Source organism: Neobacillus sp. SAB-20_R2A (genome assembly GCF_049568635.1).
Lineage (GTDB): Bacteria > Bacillota > Bacilli > Bacillales > Cytobacillaceae > Neobacillus > Neobacillus citreus.
Window position 1 is genome coordinate 72,924 of sequence record NZ_CP145895.1, and the last position, 14,577, is coordinate 87,500.

A 14,577-nucleotide genomic window follows, 5' to 3' on the forward strand; every position below is an offset into this window, starting at 1 on the left:
AAAATGAAACTTTTTTATTCTTTCTCCGTAAATAACAAGAGTTCAGGTTTTTATGAAATATTTCTTTTTCAAACGGGCCTATAATTTTGATAGTTACTCTAAAAGAGTGGTATTCTAAACTTAAGTTTTTCTAAAAACATTGATTTTAGAGAGTGTGTATCTGTATGTTAGAAGCCAAGGTTGAGGACTTTCTTAACCGGCATTCATTTAAGCTTAAAGATAAAAGAATTGTTGTCGGGGTTTCAGGCGGGCCTGATTCGTTGGCGCTGCTCGACTTCCTGCTAAGGAAGAAGGAAAAACAGAACCTGACGATTATAGTTGCCCATGTTGACCATATGTTTCGTGGCCAGGAATCCTATGAGGATGCTATGTTCGTTAAGGAATTTTGTCAACAGTATGGAGTTCCTTTTGAAATGATCCGGGTTAATGTAACGGACATCATGAAGAAGGAAGGGAAAAGCTCACAGGTAGCTGGCAGGGAAGTACGATACTCCTTTTATTCGCAAGTTATGGAAAAGTATCAAGCCCCCTATTTGGCTCTTGGACATCATGGTGATGATCAAATCGAAACGATTCTCATGCGCTTTACAAGGGGCAGTACAGGATTGGCCAGGGCTGGCATTCCTTTCTCCCGCCCCTTCTATTTCGGCACAATATTTCGCCCGTTCTTATGTGTAACAAAGGGTGAAATTGAACAGTATTGCCAAAAGCATCAGCTTACACCAAGAATCGACCCAAGCAATAAAAAGGGTGTATACAGTAGAAATCGGTTTCGCAGTGAAGTTCTTCCTTTTTTAAAATTGGAAAATCCTCTTGTCCATGAACAGTTTCAGCGATTTAGCGAAGACCTGCAAGCGGATGAATCGTTTCTTCAGGAATTAACGATTGAAAAAATGAATACAGTAGAAAAACAAAGGAAAGCCGATAAAATTTTGATTGACATTGGGAAATTTCTCGAATTGCCTTTGCCTTTACAAAGAAGGGGTATTCAACTAATATTAAACTATCTTTACAAAAAAAAGTGCGCAGATCTTTCAGCCATCCATATCGACCAAGTTTTTAATCTAATCCAGCGCGGCGGACCATCGGGGAAATTGGATTTTCCAGGCGGGTTAAAAGTAATCCGTTCTTATCAGGAATTATCCTTTGAATTTAAGCCCGTTAAAGTGGAACAATACCTTTTTGAGGTGAATGAGCCTGGAATGATTAATCTGCCTAATGGCACCACTGTTAAGGTAGAGTATACCGGTTTAGATAATGCTGATATTCCTGTCAACATGGCGGTGTTTGACACCGAGAGAGTAACCTTTCCGATTATCATTCGGACAAGAAAAAAAGGCGACCGAATGACCTTAAAAGGGATGACAGGTTCCAAAAAGTTAAAAGATATCTTTATTGACCAAAAAATCCCGCTTCATGACAGGGATACATGGCCGGTCATAACAGACAGGGAAGGGAGTATCCTATGGCTGCCAGGTCTTAAAAAGTCATCATTTGAAGGTATAGAAATGTCAGCTAAACAATATATACTACTTACATATATTAAGTAAACATCTTCTAGGGGGCACACTAATAATGAACCAGGATATTAAGGAAGTATTAGTATCAGAAGAGGAAATACAAAAAAAAGTAAAGGAGTTAGCGGCTCAATTAACCGAGGAATATAAAGATCGCTTCCCCCTTGCAATTGGAGTCTTAAAAGGTGCATTGCCTTTTATGGCTGATTTGTTAAAACGAATGGATTGCTATTTGGAAATGGATTTTATGGATGTTTCCAGTTACGGAAACGCGATGGTTTCCTCCGGAGAGGTAAAGATAATTAAGGATTTGGATACATCTGTAGAAGGAAGAGACATCCTAATTATCGAAGATATTATCGACAGCGGTTTAACACTCAGCTATTTAGTCGATTTATTCCATTACCGTAAGGCAAAATCCATAAAAATTGTCACGCTCCTGGATAAGCCGGCGGGTAGAAAAAGCAAGATACAAGCTGATGTTGTTGGTTTTATTGTTCCTGATGAATTTGTGGTAGGCTATGGTTTGGATTACATGGAAAAATACCGAAACCTTCCATATATTGGTGTTTTAAAGCCGGAAGTATATAGCAAATAATCATTAATCGGAACCAAAAAATAAGGCATTATTCTCGCTGTCCAAAACCTATTATGGCGAGGGCAATTCCTTGAATTAACAGGATTTTCTATGATACTATTTAATATAGTCTTTACCCGCGGGAGGAGGTAAGAGATGAATCGGATTTTCCGTAATACCATCTTTTATTTATTAATATTTTTAGTCATTATTGGCGTAGTCAGTTTTTTTAATGGCAGCAATGAACCAACCGATCATATTTCCTATGATAAGTTCGTAACACAACTGGAAAATGGTGAAGTTAAATCATTTTCGATGCAGCCTGAGCGGGGAGTATATGAGGTTCGTGGAGTGTTGGAAGCTGGGGATAAAAAATTTATTACCTATATTCCAAACAGCGAAAAAATCCTTGATCGCATTGATAAAGCTGATTCCAAGGTAGAAGTAATGCCTGCTAAAGAAACAAGCGGCTGGGTAACTTTCTTTACTTCGATCATTCCGTTTGTGATTATCTTTATTTTATTCTTCTTTTTATTAAACCAAGCCCAAGGCGGCGGCAGCCGAGTTATGAACTTTGGGAAATCAAAAGCAAGACTTTATAACGACGATAAGAAAAAGGTCCGTTTTAGAGATGTTGCCGGTGCAGATGAAGAGAAGGCCGAGTTAGTGGAAGTCGTTGAATTCTTAAAAGACCCTCGTAAGTTTGCTGAGCTTGGTGCGCGGATTCCTAAAGGAGTTCTGTTAGTCGGACCTCCAGGAACAGGTAAAACCTTGCTTGCCCGGGCAGTAGCCGGTGAAGCAGGCGTTCCGTTCTTCTCGATCAGCGGTTCTGATTTCGTAGAAATGTTCGTCGGGGTCGGTGCATCCCGCGTGCGTGATTTGTTTGAAAATGCGAAGAAAAACGCACCATGTATTATTTTTATCGATGAAATTGATGCTGTAGGACGTCAGCGTGGCGCCGGTCTAGGTGGCGGGCATGATGAACGCGAACAGACATTGAACCAATTGCTTGTCGAAATGGATGGCTTTGGTGCCAATGAAGGAATCATTATCATTGCAGCTACCAACAGACCAGATATTTTAGACCCTGCATTACTTCGTCCAGGACGTTTTGATCGTCAGATTACGGTAGACCGTCCGGATGTCAATGGCCGTGAGGCAGTGCTTAAAGTCCATGCCCGCAATAAGCCGTTGGATGAAGCTGTTAATTTAAAAAATATTGCGATGCGTACACCTGGTTTTTCCGGTGCAGACCTGGAAAACTTATTGAATGAGGCAGCCCTTGTTGCCGCCCGTCAAAATAAAAAGAAAATCGAGATGGTTGATATCGATGAAGCAACCGACCGCGTGATTGCTGGACCAGCGAAAAAGAGCCGGGTCATTTCAGAAAAGGAAAGACGGATTGTTGCTTTCCACGAAGGCGGCCATACTGTTATCGGCTTAGTCCTGGATGAAGCGGATATGGTTCACAAGGTAACGATTGTGCCGCGCGGGCAGGCAGGCGGTTATGCCGTGATGCTTCCGAGAGAAGACCGCTATTTCATGACAAAGCCAGAACTTCTTGATAAGATTGTTGGTTTATTGGGAGGACGGGTTGCAGAAGAGATTGTGTTTGGTGAGGTAAGCACCGGCGCTCATAACGACTTCCAGCGTGCGACTGGCATTGCCCGTAGAATGGTTACGGAGTTTGGAATGAGCGATAAGCTTGGGCCTCTTCAATTTGGCCAGGCGCAAGGCGGTCAGGTGTTCTTAGGGCGTGACCTTCATAATGAACAGAATTATTCTGATGCCATTGCCTATGAAATTGACCTTGAGATTCAACGGATTATAAAGGAATCTTATGAAAGATGCCGACAAATCCTTACTGAAAATCGTGATAAACTTGACCTTATTGCAAAAACCCTGCTAGAAGTGGAAACACTAAATGCAGAGCAAATTAAGTATTTGATTGAAAATGGCCATTTGCCGGAAAATCCTGCTGAATTAGAATCTGTTCGCTTAGATACTAAAAAAGCAGATGATGTGAAGGTAAATATTAACATGAAAAAGGATGAAGACGTTAAGGAAGATGCTCCTAACGATCCTGAAAATAAATAAAATGAAGAAGAGTGCTTCAGCAGAAGCACTCTTATTTTTTTTCACCGGCAATGTAAATATGGTATTATGTTTGCATATAAATGAAAATTTCCTAAAAAGTGAGTGATAGATGTGATTTTCGTTATTGATGTGGGGAATACAAATATTGTCCTTGGTGTTTACAAAGGAGAAGAGCTCAAATACCATTGGCGGGTGGAAACAAGCCGGAACCGTACAGAAGATGAATTCGGGATGAATATTAAGTCTTTGTTTGATTATTCAGGCCTTGCTTTTTCTGAAATAGATGGAATTATTATCTCATCTGTTGTTCCGCCAATCATGTTCGCCTTAGAGAGAATGTGTCATAAGTATTTTCATGTGAAACCGCTGGTTGTTGGTCCTGGCATTAAAACAGGCCTAAATATCAAATATGAAAACCCTCGTGAGGTTGGAGCAGACAGAATTGTAAACGCTGTTGCAGCGATCCATGAGTACGGCAGTCCATTAGTAATTGTTGATTTCGGAACAGCCACTACTTATTGCTATGTAAATGAGGAACGCCAGTACATGGGCGGTGCGATTGCACCGGGAATTGGCATTTCTACTGAAGCTTTGTATTCAAGAGCAGCAAAGCTGCCGCGTATTGAGATTGCCCGTCCGGAAGGAGTTATTGGGAAAAACACCGTTGCTGCTATGCAGGCTGGCATTGTTTATGGCTATGTTGGACAGGTTGAAGGCATTGTCAGACGGATGACAGAGCATAGTGAGAAAAAGCCGACTGTTATTGCAACTGGCGGGCTTGCCAGTTTAATTGCTCAAGAGTCAACCGTTATAGATGTAGTCGATCCATTTTTAACTTTAAAGGGGCTTCACCTTATCTATAAACGGAATATGGATAATATAAAGAATAGCAACTAGAAAGGGGTTTAACATGAACGATTATTTAGTTAAGGCGCTTGCTTATGATGGAAATATAAGGGCATATGCCGTCCGCACGACGGAAACAGTCAGTGAGGCGCAAAGACGCCATCAAACATGGAGAACGGCTTCAGCCGCGCTTGGCCGCGCAATGACCGCAGGGGTGATGATGGGGGCGATGCTTAAGGGCGACGAAAAGCTGACCATCAAAATCGACGGAGGCGGCCCGCTTGGTCCGATTCTCGTCGATAGTAACGCAAGCGGTGAGGTGCGCGGATATGTGACCAACCCAGAGGTTGATTTTGAATCGAACGAGCATGGTAAGCTTGATGTCCGCCGCGCGGTCGGAACGGACGGGACATTAGCGATTGTAAAGGATATTGGCCTCAGGGATTTCTTTTCCGGCCAGGTTCCGCTTGTTTCAGGAGAACTCGGAGAGGATTTTACATATTATTTTGCAACATCTGAGCAAGTCCCGTCCTCAGTAGGTGTGGGTGTCTTGGTGAATCCTGATGATTCCATTCTGGCAGCTGGCGGCTTTATCCTGCAAATCCTGCCTGGAACAGAAGATGCTGTTATTACCAAATTGGAGGAACGGTTAAAGACGATTCCGCCTATTTCGAAATTGGTGGAAAAGGGTTTAACCCCTGAAGAAATTTTAAATGAACTTTTTGGACAAGAGAATGTGAAAATCTTGGAGACCATGCCCGTCAAATTTCAATGCACTTGTTCAAAACAGCGCTTTGCTGATGCCATCGTCGGATTAGGTGCCCATGAGATTACCGCGATGATTGAAGAGGATGGACAGGCAGAGGCTCATTGCCATTTCTGTAACGAGAAATACCTCTTTACAAAAGAAGAGCTGGAGGAATTGAAAGAATCAGCTAAATAATCGTTTATGGGGAGAGAATTAGGCTTGGGGAAAAAGCAACTGTGGATGGTAATCGCCGGCCTTATCATGCTGAATTGTTTAACCATCGCCTTTTTTCTGGCAAAGGGAACCGAAGATGGCGGGACTGCAATAAATGATGAAGCTGTGGCGACCGTGGGGAAGCAGTCAGTTACAAGGCAGGAATGGCTAAATGAATTGGAAAAAAGATATGGGAAAGATATCTTAAAAGAGTTGATTGACCAAAAGGTTATTCGTGAGATGGCAAAGAAGTATGACATTAAAATCTCAGACCAAGAGGTTGAACGTGAATTTCGGCTCCTGCAGGCCACGAATAGCGCATTCAGCCAAAAAAATCAGCTTGATGAGAAAAGGTGGAAGGAACAAATTCAGGACAGTCTTCTCCTGCAAGAGCTTTTGACAAAAGATGTAATCATTTCTGATAAAGAATTACAGAGCTATTACCAAAAGAACAAGGATTTATACGATGTTCCGGAAATTTATCATCTATCCCATATTGTAGTGAAAACCAAGGAAGAAGCGAATAAGGCGATAAAAGAATTGGCGCAAGGGTCGAGTTTTTCAGCTTTGGCCATGGAGCGTTCCATTGATGAATTCTCCGCGAATGAAGGCGGAGATATTGGATATATTAATGATGGCGATGAGCGATACCCAGAAAGTTATATTGACACGGCAAAAAAATTAAAGAAAAAAGCTTATAGTAAACCATTTAAGATTGACGATGGGTACGCCATCATCAAAATGGAAGGCAAAATCAGCGGTAAAAAGTACTCCTTCGAGGAGGTAAAAAAACAAGTCCGCCGCCAATTGGCCTTAGAGCAGATGAAGACCCCAGCCTCTGCTTCTTCCTTCTGGAAAGAAGCCAAGGTAAACTGGTTTTACGGGAAAAATAACGAAACAAATTAAAGCACAGGAATCCATCTTGTGTTTTTCTTTTAGGCAAATCTGTTTCGAAAATTTTCACAAAATTCCCTAGTCAAAATGATTGACAAAACAAGTATAAAACTGGTAAATTCAATATATATAAATCCAATAAAAATACTCGGAATAGAATGGAGAGAGATTTCAGATGGTTCGTGTGGCAAATTCCATTACAGAATTAATTGGGCAAACACCGATTGTAAAGCTTAACAAATTAGTTGATGAAAATAGCGCAGATGTTTATTTAAAGCTTGAATACTTTAATCCAGGTAGCAGTGTAAAAGACCGTATCGGATTAGCAATGATTGAAGCTGCAGAAGAAAAAGGCTTAATCAAACCAGGTGTCGATACAATTGTTGAGCCTACAAGCGGCAATACAGGTATCGGACTTGCGATGGTAGCTGCTGCAAAGGGCTATAAAGCTGTTTTTGTAATGCCAGAAACAATGAGCTTAGAAAGACGGAATCTGCTTCGCGCCTATGGTGCTGAATTAGTTCTTACACCAGGACCAGAAGGAATGAAGGGAGCTATTGCTCGCGCAGAAGCTTTAGTTGCTGAAAACGGATACTTTATGCCGCAACAGTTCAAAAACGAAGCCAACCCTGAGGTTCACCGCAAAACAACAGGGAAAGAAATTGTCGAGCAAATGGATCAGCTTGATGGATTTGTTTCCGGTATTGGTACAGGCGGAACTATTTCAGGTGCCGGCAGTGTTATCCGTGAAAAATTCCCTAATGTAAAAATCTATGCTGTTGAGCCGCAGGATTCAGCAATTCTATCTGGCGGTAAGCCAGGTCCGCATAAGCTGCAAGGCCTTGGTGCTGGCTTCGTGCCTGATACATTAAATACAGAAATTTATGATGAAGTTGTTCAAATTAGCACGGAAGAAGCATTTGATGCTTCCCGCCGCGCGGCCAGAGAAGAAGGAATTCTTGGCGGTATTTCTTCCGGCGCTGCTATTTCTGCAGCATTAAAAGTGGCAAAGGAACTTGGAAAAGGCAAAAAAGTATTAGCAATTATACCTGATAACGGCGAGCGTTATTTAAGTACTCCTCTATATCAATACGATGTAGAATAAGTGAACGGACAGGGGGTCGTCGGCAATTGCCGGCGTCCTCTTTTTTTTTGTGTCCTGGTCCTCTTTTATTGTATGATTAAAGGATAAGAGTTTTTAGGAGGGAATGGGATGAATGCAGCTTTTGAACAAAACATCCATTGCGGGCCATACACATTGGACATGAGCAAAAAAACCATTGTGATGGGAATCCTCAATGCCACACCAGATTCATTCTCCGACGGCGGTAGATTTAATAATATTGACAAGGCTGTTGAACATGCTAAGAAACTGGTTGAAGCTGGCGCAGATATTATTGATATCGGAGGAGAATCTACCCGTCCTGGCTTTGCGGTGGTTCCTGAGGAGGAAGAAATTAAGCGGGTAGTTCCAATTATTGAGGCCATTGCCAAACAAGTTCAAGTGCCAATTTCGATTGATACATACAAAGCGGAAGTGGCCAGGCAGGCGATCCAAGCTGGTGCCCATATTATTAATGATATCTGGGGGGCAAAGGCGGATGAACGGATGGGTGAGGTTGCGGCGGAATATGATGTTCCAATTATCCTCATGCACAATCGCCCTGATCGAAATTATCAATTGTTTGTAAGGGATGTCATCAATGATTTATATGAAAGCATCGCGATTGTTAAAAAAGCGGGTGTGAAGGATGAAAATATTATTCTCGACCCGGGCATTGGTTTTGCTAAGGACTATCAAGAAAATCTGTTGATGATGCAAAATTTGGATAAGCTTGTGATGCTTGGCTACCCGGTTCTCTTGGCAACCTCCCGAAAAACGATGATTGGACAGGCCTTAAATCTGCCTGTTAATGAAAGAATGGAGGGTACAGGGGCAACCATCTGTTACGGCATTCAAAAAGGCTGCCAAATGATCCGTGTTCACGATGTCAAAGAAATGAGCAGGATGGCAAAAATGATGGATGCAATGATGGGAAAGGGTGACATGCTTGGATAAAATATATGTTAATGGTATGGAGTTTTACGGGTACCACGGCGTTTTTCCCGAAGAAACCGTATTGGGACAGCGCTTTTCTGTCGATTTGTCGGTCTCATTGGATTTAAAAGCAGCAGGTGAAACTGACGCGCTTGAACATTCTGTTCATTACGGTGAGCTTTATCAATTATGTAAGGAAGTAGTCGAGGGTGAACCTAAAAAGTTGGTCGAGGCAGTCGCTGAGAAAATTGCCGGAAGTGTCTTATTAGGATTTCCTTTAGTTGAAGAGGTTACGGTGAAGGTGATAAAGCCTGATCCTCCTATTCCCGGCCATTACGAATCCGTTGCTGTCGAGATTACAAGGAGAAGATAAAAGTGGAAAATACAGCATTTATTGCCCTTGGCTCAAATATCGGAAACCGTTATGATAATATGGCGAAGGCTATCCAAATCTTAACCAATCATCCGGGAATTCAGTTGGTAAATAAGTCCTCTATATACGAGACAGATCCTATCGGCTATGAGGATCAGGATTTATTTTTAAATATGGTAATCGAGGTTAAAACAGTCTTAAACGCCAATGAACTATTGGATACATGTTTAAAAACCGAGCAGGAACTTGGCAGGAAAAGGGAGATCAGATGGGGCCCGCGGACGATTGACCTTGACATTTTGACATTCAATCACGAAAATATTGAAACAGAGAAGCTTATCGTTCCGCACCCGCGGATGCTGGAACGGGCGTTTGTGATGATTCCGCTTTTTGAAATAAATCCAGATATTCATATTTCGGGGATGAAGAAGCCTCTTAGAGCATATATGGTTGAATTACAAGATAAAGAAGGAGTCCGAATATGGAAGCAGAAAAGTGGGGAAGGCGGATTCGAGCCTATCGGAAGCTAAAAGGTTTTACACAAGAGAGCTTTTCAAAGGAACTGGGGGTATCAGTTTCCATTTTGGGAGAAATTGAGCGGGGCAACCGTCTGCCAGCAGAGGAGCTGCTGGAGAAAATTGCACTGTCTTTAAAAATAACCAAGGAAGATTTAGCACCAAAGGAATAGTTGGATAGAAAAATTTTAGTTAAGGAGGACGTTTAATGCTGAAAATTGGCAATATTGAAATGAAGAACCCTGTCGTCTTGGCGCCTATGGCTGGAGTCTGTAACTCGGCATTCCGTCTTACGGTAAAAGAGTTTGGCGCCGGATTGGTCTGCGCCGAAATGGTCAGCGACAAAGGTATAGTTTTTAAAAATGAAAAAACAATGAACATGCTTTATATTGATGAGCGGGAAAAACCATTGAGCCTGCAAATTTTTGGCGGCGAAAAAGAAACGCTTGTCGAGGCAGCAAGATTCGTCGATAAAAATACGAACGCTGATATTATCGATATTAATATGGGCTGTCCAGTTCCAAAAATCACAAAATGTGATGCAGGTGCGAAATGGCTGCTTGATCCTAATAAAATCTATGAAATGGTTTCGGCTGTAGTAGATGCGGTTGAAAAGCCTGTTACGGTTAAAATGAGGATGGGCTGGGATGAAGACCATATCTTTGCGGTTAAAAACGCACAAATGGTTGAAAAGGCAGGCGGGAAAGCTGTTGCGCTGCACGGTAGAACGCGCGTCCAAATGTACGAAGGAAAAGCGAATTGGGATATTATCCGTGAAGTAAAGCAGTCAGTAAATATTCCTGTCATCGGCAACGGTGATGTGGAAACACCACAGGATGCCAAAAGAATGCTCGATGAAACAGGTGTTGACGGCGTCATGATTGGCCGGGCTGCACTTGGAAACCCGTGGATGATTTATCGTACGGTTCAATATTTAGAAACGGGGAATTTAATGGGCGAACCATCTGTCCGTGAAAAAATTGATGTCTGTATCCTTCACCTCGATCGTTTGATTGCGTTGAAAAACGAGGATATCGCAGTCCGTGAAATGCGCAAGCATGCTGCTTGGTATTTAAAAGGTATCCGCGGCAATGCCAAGGCGCGTAACGCCGTCAATGAGTGTCTTACACGTGAACAGCTCGTTTCCTTGTTAAACGAATTAGTAGTAGACGCAGAGGCAAAAGAACAAAGCCAGGCAATAGTAGGCTGAATTTGACATAAATTGTGCCATTTTCTATAATTATTTTGTTTGATGTTAAGACTGCCAGTGGGTTACTGGCAGTTTTTATTGTATTCTATCTTTTTTAGATGTCTGAATTCTTCAGTTTGTGTAAAATAATAGAAGTATGCAGATGCGCGGTTAAACATGCGTTTTACATAAAATGATTAATGGAGTTGATAGTTGTGAGTGAAGAATTAAATGACCAATTAAAGGTCAGACGTGAAAAAATGCATTCGATGCGGGAAAAAGGGCTAGATCCCTTTGGTAAACGTTTTGATCGTACACATAGCAGTCAAGAGTTAATCAGTCAATATGGCGAAGTTGATAAAGAGGAATTGGAAACCCTAAATGTGACTGTTGCTATTGCCGGGAGAATTATGACGAAACGCGGCAAAGGGAAAGCTGGATTTGCCCATATCCAGGATTTAACTGGCCAAATTCAATTATACGTAAGACAGGACGCAATTGGCGAAGAGTCATATGAGATTTTTGATTCAGCTGACTTAGGCGATATTGTAGCAGCACACGGAACCTTATTTAAAACGAAAGTTGGCGAGTTATCTGTTAAAGTTGATAACTTTGTGTTCTTGACGAAAGCACTCCGCCCGCTGCCGGATAAATTCCATGGCTTAAAGGACGTTGAACAGCGCTACCGTCAGCGTTACTTAGATTTAATCATGAGCCAGGAAAGCAAAGAAACCTTTATTACCCGCAGTAAAATCATTCAATCAATGCGCCGTTATTTAGATGACCATGGTTATCTAGAGGTTGAAACACCGATGATGCATGCCATTGCTGGCGGAGCATCTGCGAGACCATTTATCACACATCATAATGCTCTTGATATGCCGCTGTTCATGCGAATTGCAATTGAGCTTCATTTGAAGCGTTTGATTGTCGGCGGTCTTGAAAAGGTTTATGAAATCGGTCGGGTATTCCGTAACGAAGGTGTTTCTACACGCCATAATCCTGAGTTTACGATGATCGAATTATATGAGGCATATGCTGACTATCGCGATATTATGAGTTTGACAGAAAACCTCATCGCTCATATTGCGCAAGAAGTATTGGGTACAACAACTGTACAGTACGGAGAATATGAAGTAGACCTCAAGCCGGAGTGGAAAAGACTCCACATGGTTGACGCCATCAAAGAATACACTGGTGCTGATTTCTGGAAAGAGACGAGCGTTGAGGAAGCCCGTCAGCTTGCGAAGGAACATGGTGTAGAAATTACTGAGCATATGCTGTATGGTCATATCGTTAATGAATTCTTTGAGCAAAAAGTAGAAGAAAAGTTGATACAACCTACATTCATATATGGCCATCCGGTTGAAATTTCTCCGCTTGCGAAGAAAAATGACGAGGACTCGCGCTTTACAGACCGTTTTGAGCTGTTTATCGTTGCCCGTGAGCATGCTAATGCTTTTACAGAGTTGAACGACCCGATTGATCAGCGTGAGCGTTTTGAAGCACAGTTAAAAGAACGCGAGCAGGGTAATGATGAAGCGCACGAGATGGATGAAGATTTCGTAGAGGCATTGGAATATGGAATGCCTCCAACAGGCGGTCTAGGAATCGGTATTGACCGTTTAGTAATGTTATTGACAAACTCACCATCGATTCGTGATGTTCTGTTATTCCCGCTAATGCGTCATAAGTAACTTGTAATGGAAAAGTGCTGTTAAGACGGCGCTTTTCCTTTTATTTTTTAATAAATAGAGTGAATATTCAAACTTCCATTTAGGTTAATAAAAACTGATAAAAACTATTGCACGAAATTATTAATGGTGGTATATTAATATCTGTTGTTGCGAGACAGTAAGTCTTCGACAAAAGATTTCAAAAAAAGTTGTTGACATTAAGTTGATAACTTGGTATGATAAGAAAGTCGCTTTTGGGCGGCGGGTTAAATAGTTCTTTGAAAACTAAACAAACAAAAACGTCAACAAACAATAATTATTCATTTCTTTTGAAATGAAGCCAACGTAACATTTTTGAGCTAATCAACTCAACTTTATTGGAGAGTTTGATCCTGGCTCAGGACGAACGCTGGCGGCGTGCCTAATACATGCAAGTCGAGCGAATCACTGGGAGCTTGCTCCCGGTGATTAGCGGCGGACGGGTGAGTAACACGTGGGCAACCTGCCTGTAAGACTGGGATAACTTCGGGAAACCGGAGCTAATACCGGATAATTTCTTCCCTCGCATGAGGGAAGGTTGAAAGTCGGTTTCGGCTGACACTTACAGATGGGCCCGCGGCGCATTAGCTAGTTGGTGAGGTAACGGCTCACCAAGGCGACGATGCGTAGCCGACCTGAGAGGGTGATCGGCCACACTGGGACTGAGACACGGCCCAGACTCCTACGGGAGGCAGCAGTAGGGAATCTTCCACAATGGACGAAAGTCTGATGGAGCAACGCCGCGTGAGCGATGAAGGCCTTCGGGTCGTAAAGCTCTGTTGTCAGGGAAGAACAAGTATCGGAGTAACTGCCGGTACCTTGACGGTACCTGACCAGAAAGCCACGGCTAACTACGTGCCAGCAGCCGCGGTAATACGTAGGTGGCAAGCGTTGTCCGGAATTATTGGGCGTAAAGCGCGCGCAGGCGGTCCTTTAAGTCTGATGTGAAAGCCCACGGCTCAACCGTGGAGGGTCATTGGAAACTGGGGGACTTGAGTGCAGAAGAGGAAAGCGGAATTCCACGTGTAGCGGTGAAATGCGTAGAGATGTGGAGGAACACCAGTGGCGAAGGCGGCTTTCTGGTCTGTAACTGACGCTGAGGCGCGAAAGCGTGGGGAGCAAACAGGATTAGATACCCTGGTAGTCCACGCCGTAAACGATGAGTGCTAAGTGTTAGAGGGTTTCCGCCCTTTAGTGCTGCAGCTAACGCATTAAGCACTCCGCCTGGGGAGTACGGCCGCAAGGCTGAAACTCAAAGGAATTGACGGGGGCCCGCACAAGCGGTGGAGCATGTGGTTTAATTCGAAGCAACGCGAAGAACCTTACCAGGTCTTGACATCCTCTGACACTCCTAGAGATAGGAATTTCCCCTTCGGGGGACAGAGTGACAGGTGGTGCATGGTTGTCGTCAGCTCGTGTCGTGAGATGTTGGGTTAAGTCCCGCAACGAGCGCAACCCTTGATCTTAGTTGCCAGCATTCAGTTGGGCACTCTAAGGTGACTGCCGGTGACAAACCGGAGGAAGGTGGGGATGACGTCAAATCATCATGCCCCTTATGACCTGGGCTACACACGTGCTACAATGGATGGTACAAAGGGCAGCGAAGCCGCGAGGTGGAGCCAATCCCATAAAACCATTCTCAGTTCGGATTGCAGGCTGCAACTCGCCTGCATGAAGCCGGAATCGCTAGTAATCGCGGATCAGCATGCCGCGGTGAATACGTTCCCGGGCCTTGTACACACCGCCCGTCACACCACGAGAGTTTGTAACACCCGAAGTCGGTGGGGTAACCGTAAGGAGCCAGCCGCCTAAGGTGGGACAGATGATTGGGGTGAAGTCGTAACAAGGTAGCCGT

At 43.2% G+C, this 14,577-nt stretch carries 13 protein-coding genes and 1 rRNA gene (1 of these 14 cut by a window edge); all 14 read left to right on the plus strand.

Annotated elements, in window-relative coordinates; translation table 11 throughout:
• Window positions 1–164: 164 nt before the first annotated feature.
• Window positions 165–1,550 carry a tRNA lysidine(34) synthetase TilS gene (gene tilS, locus V5M37_RS00375; RefSeq protein WP_423800308.1) on the plus strand — a complete coding sequence of 462 codons (1,386 nt, stop codon included), beginning with the start codon at window positions 165–167 and terminating at the stop codon, window positions 1,548–1,550.
• 25 nt (window positions 1,551–1,575) lie between these two features.
• The gene (gene hpt, locus V5M37_RS00380; protein WP_423800309.1) at window positions 1,576–2,115 is read left to right on the plus strand and encodes a hypoxanthine phosphoribosyltransferase; all 540 of its coding nucleotides are present in this window, start codon (window positions 1,576–1,578) and stop codon (window positions 2,113–2,115) included.
• A 135-nt stretch (window positions 2,116–2,250) separates the two neighbouring features.
• Window positions 2,251–4,191 carry an ATP-dependent zinc metalloprotease FtsH gene (gene ftsH / locus V5M37_RS00385; RefSeq protein ID WP_213148312.1) on the plus strand — a complete coding sequence of 647 codons (1,941 nt, stop codon included), beginning with the start codon at window positions 2,251–2,253 and terminating at the stop codon, window positions 4,189–4,191.
• A 111-nt stretch (window positions 4,192–4,302) separates the two neighbouring features.
• On the plus strand, window positions 4,303–5,088 hold the full coding sequence (locus V5M37_RS00390) for a type III pantothenate kinase (RefSeq protein ID WP_423800310.1): 786 nt from the start codon (window positions 4,303–4,305) through the stop codon (window positions 5,086–5,088).
• Between the two features lie 13 nt (window positions 5,089–5,101).
• On the plus strand, window positions 5,102–5,980 hold the full coding sequence (hslO, locus tag V5M37_RS00395) for an Hsp33 family molecular chaperone HslO (protein WP_423800311.1): 879 nt from the start codon (window positions 5,102–5,104) through the stop codon (window positions 5,978–5,980).
• Window positions 5,981–6,004: 24 nt separating this feature from the next.
• On the plus strand, window positions 6,005–6,904 hold the full coding sequence (locus tag V5M37_RS00400) for a peptidyl-prolyl cis-trans isomerase (RefSeq protein WP_423800312.1): 900 nt from the start codon (window positions 6,005–6,007) through the stop codon (window positions 6,902–6,904).
• Between the two features lie 163 nt (window positions 6,905–7,067).
• Window positions 7,068–7,997, plus strand: coding sequence for a cysteine synthase A (gene cysK / locus V5M37_RS00405; protein ID WP_213148308.1), 930 nt, complete (start codon window positions 7,068–7,070; stop codon window positions 7,995–7,997).
• A 108-nt stretch (window positions 7,998–8,105) separates the two neighbouring features.
• Window positions 8,106–8,951, plus strand: coding sequence for a dihydropteroate synthase (gene folP / locus V5M37_RS00410; protein WP_423800313.1), 846 nt, complete (start codon window positions 8,106–8,108; stop codon window positions 8,949–8,951).
• The gene (gene folB, locus V5M37_RS00415) at window positions 8,944–9,303 is read left to right on the plus strand and encodes a dihydroneopterin aldolase (protein WP_213148306.1); all 360 of its coding nucleotides are present in this window, start codon (window positions 8,944–8,946) and stop codon (window positions 9,301–9,303) included. Before folP ends, folB begins: the two co-directional genes overlap by 8 nt.
• A 2-nt stretch (window positions 9,304–9,305) precedes the next feature.
• Window positions 9,306–9,833, plus strand: coding sequence for a 2-amino-4-hydroxy-6-hydroxymethyldihydropteridine diphosphokinase (gene folK / locus V5M37_RS00420; protein WP_423800314.1), 528 nt, complete (start codon window positions 9,306–9,308; stop codon window positions 9,831–9,833).
• A complete protein-coding gene (locus V5M37_RS00425; RefSeq protein WP_213121119.1) occupies window positions 9,785–9,991 on the plus strand; it encodes a helix-turn-helix domain-containing protein in 207 nt (68 codons plus the stop codon). Before folK ends, V5M37_RS00425 begins: the two co-directional genes overlap by 49 nt.
• Window positions 9,992–10,026: 35 nt before the next feature.
• The gene (gene dusB / locus V5M37_RS00430) at window positions 10,027–11,028 is read left to right on the plus strand and encodes a tRNA dihydrouridine synthase DusB (protein ID WP_423800315.1); all 1,002 of its coding nucleotides are present in this window, start codon (window positions 10,027–10,029) and stop codon (window positions 11,026–11,028) included.
• A gap of 179 nt (window positions 11,029–11,207) precedes the next feature.
• On the plus strand, window positions 11,208–12,704 hold the full coding sequence (gene lysS, locus V5M37_RS00435) for a lysine--tRNA ligase (protein ID WP_423800316.1): 1,497 nt from the start codon (window positions 11,208–11,210) through the stop codon (window positions 12,702–12,704).
• A 353-nt stretch (window positions 12,705–13,057) separates the two neighbouring features.
• Window positions 13,058–14,577 (plus strand): 16S ribosomal RNA (locus tag V5M37_RS00440) (it continues 30 nt past the right edge of the window).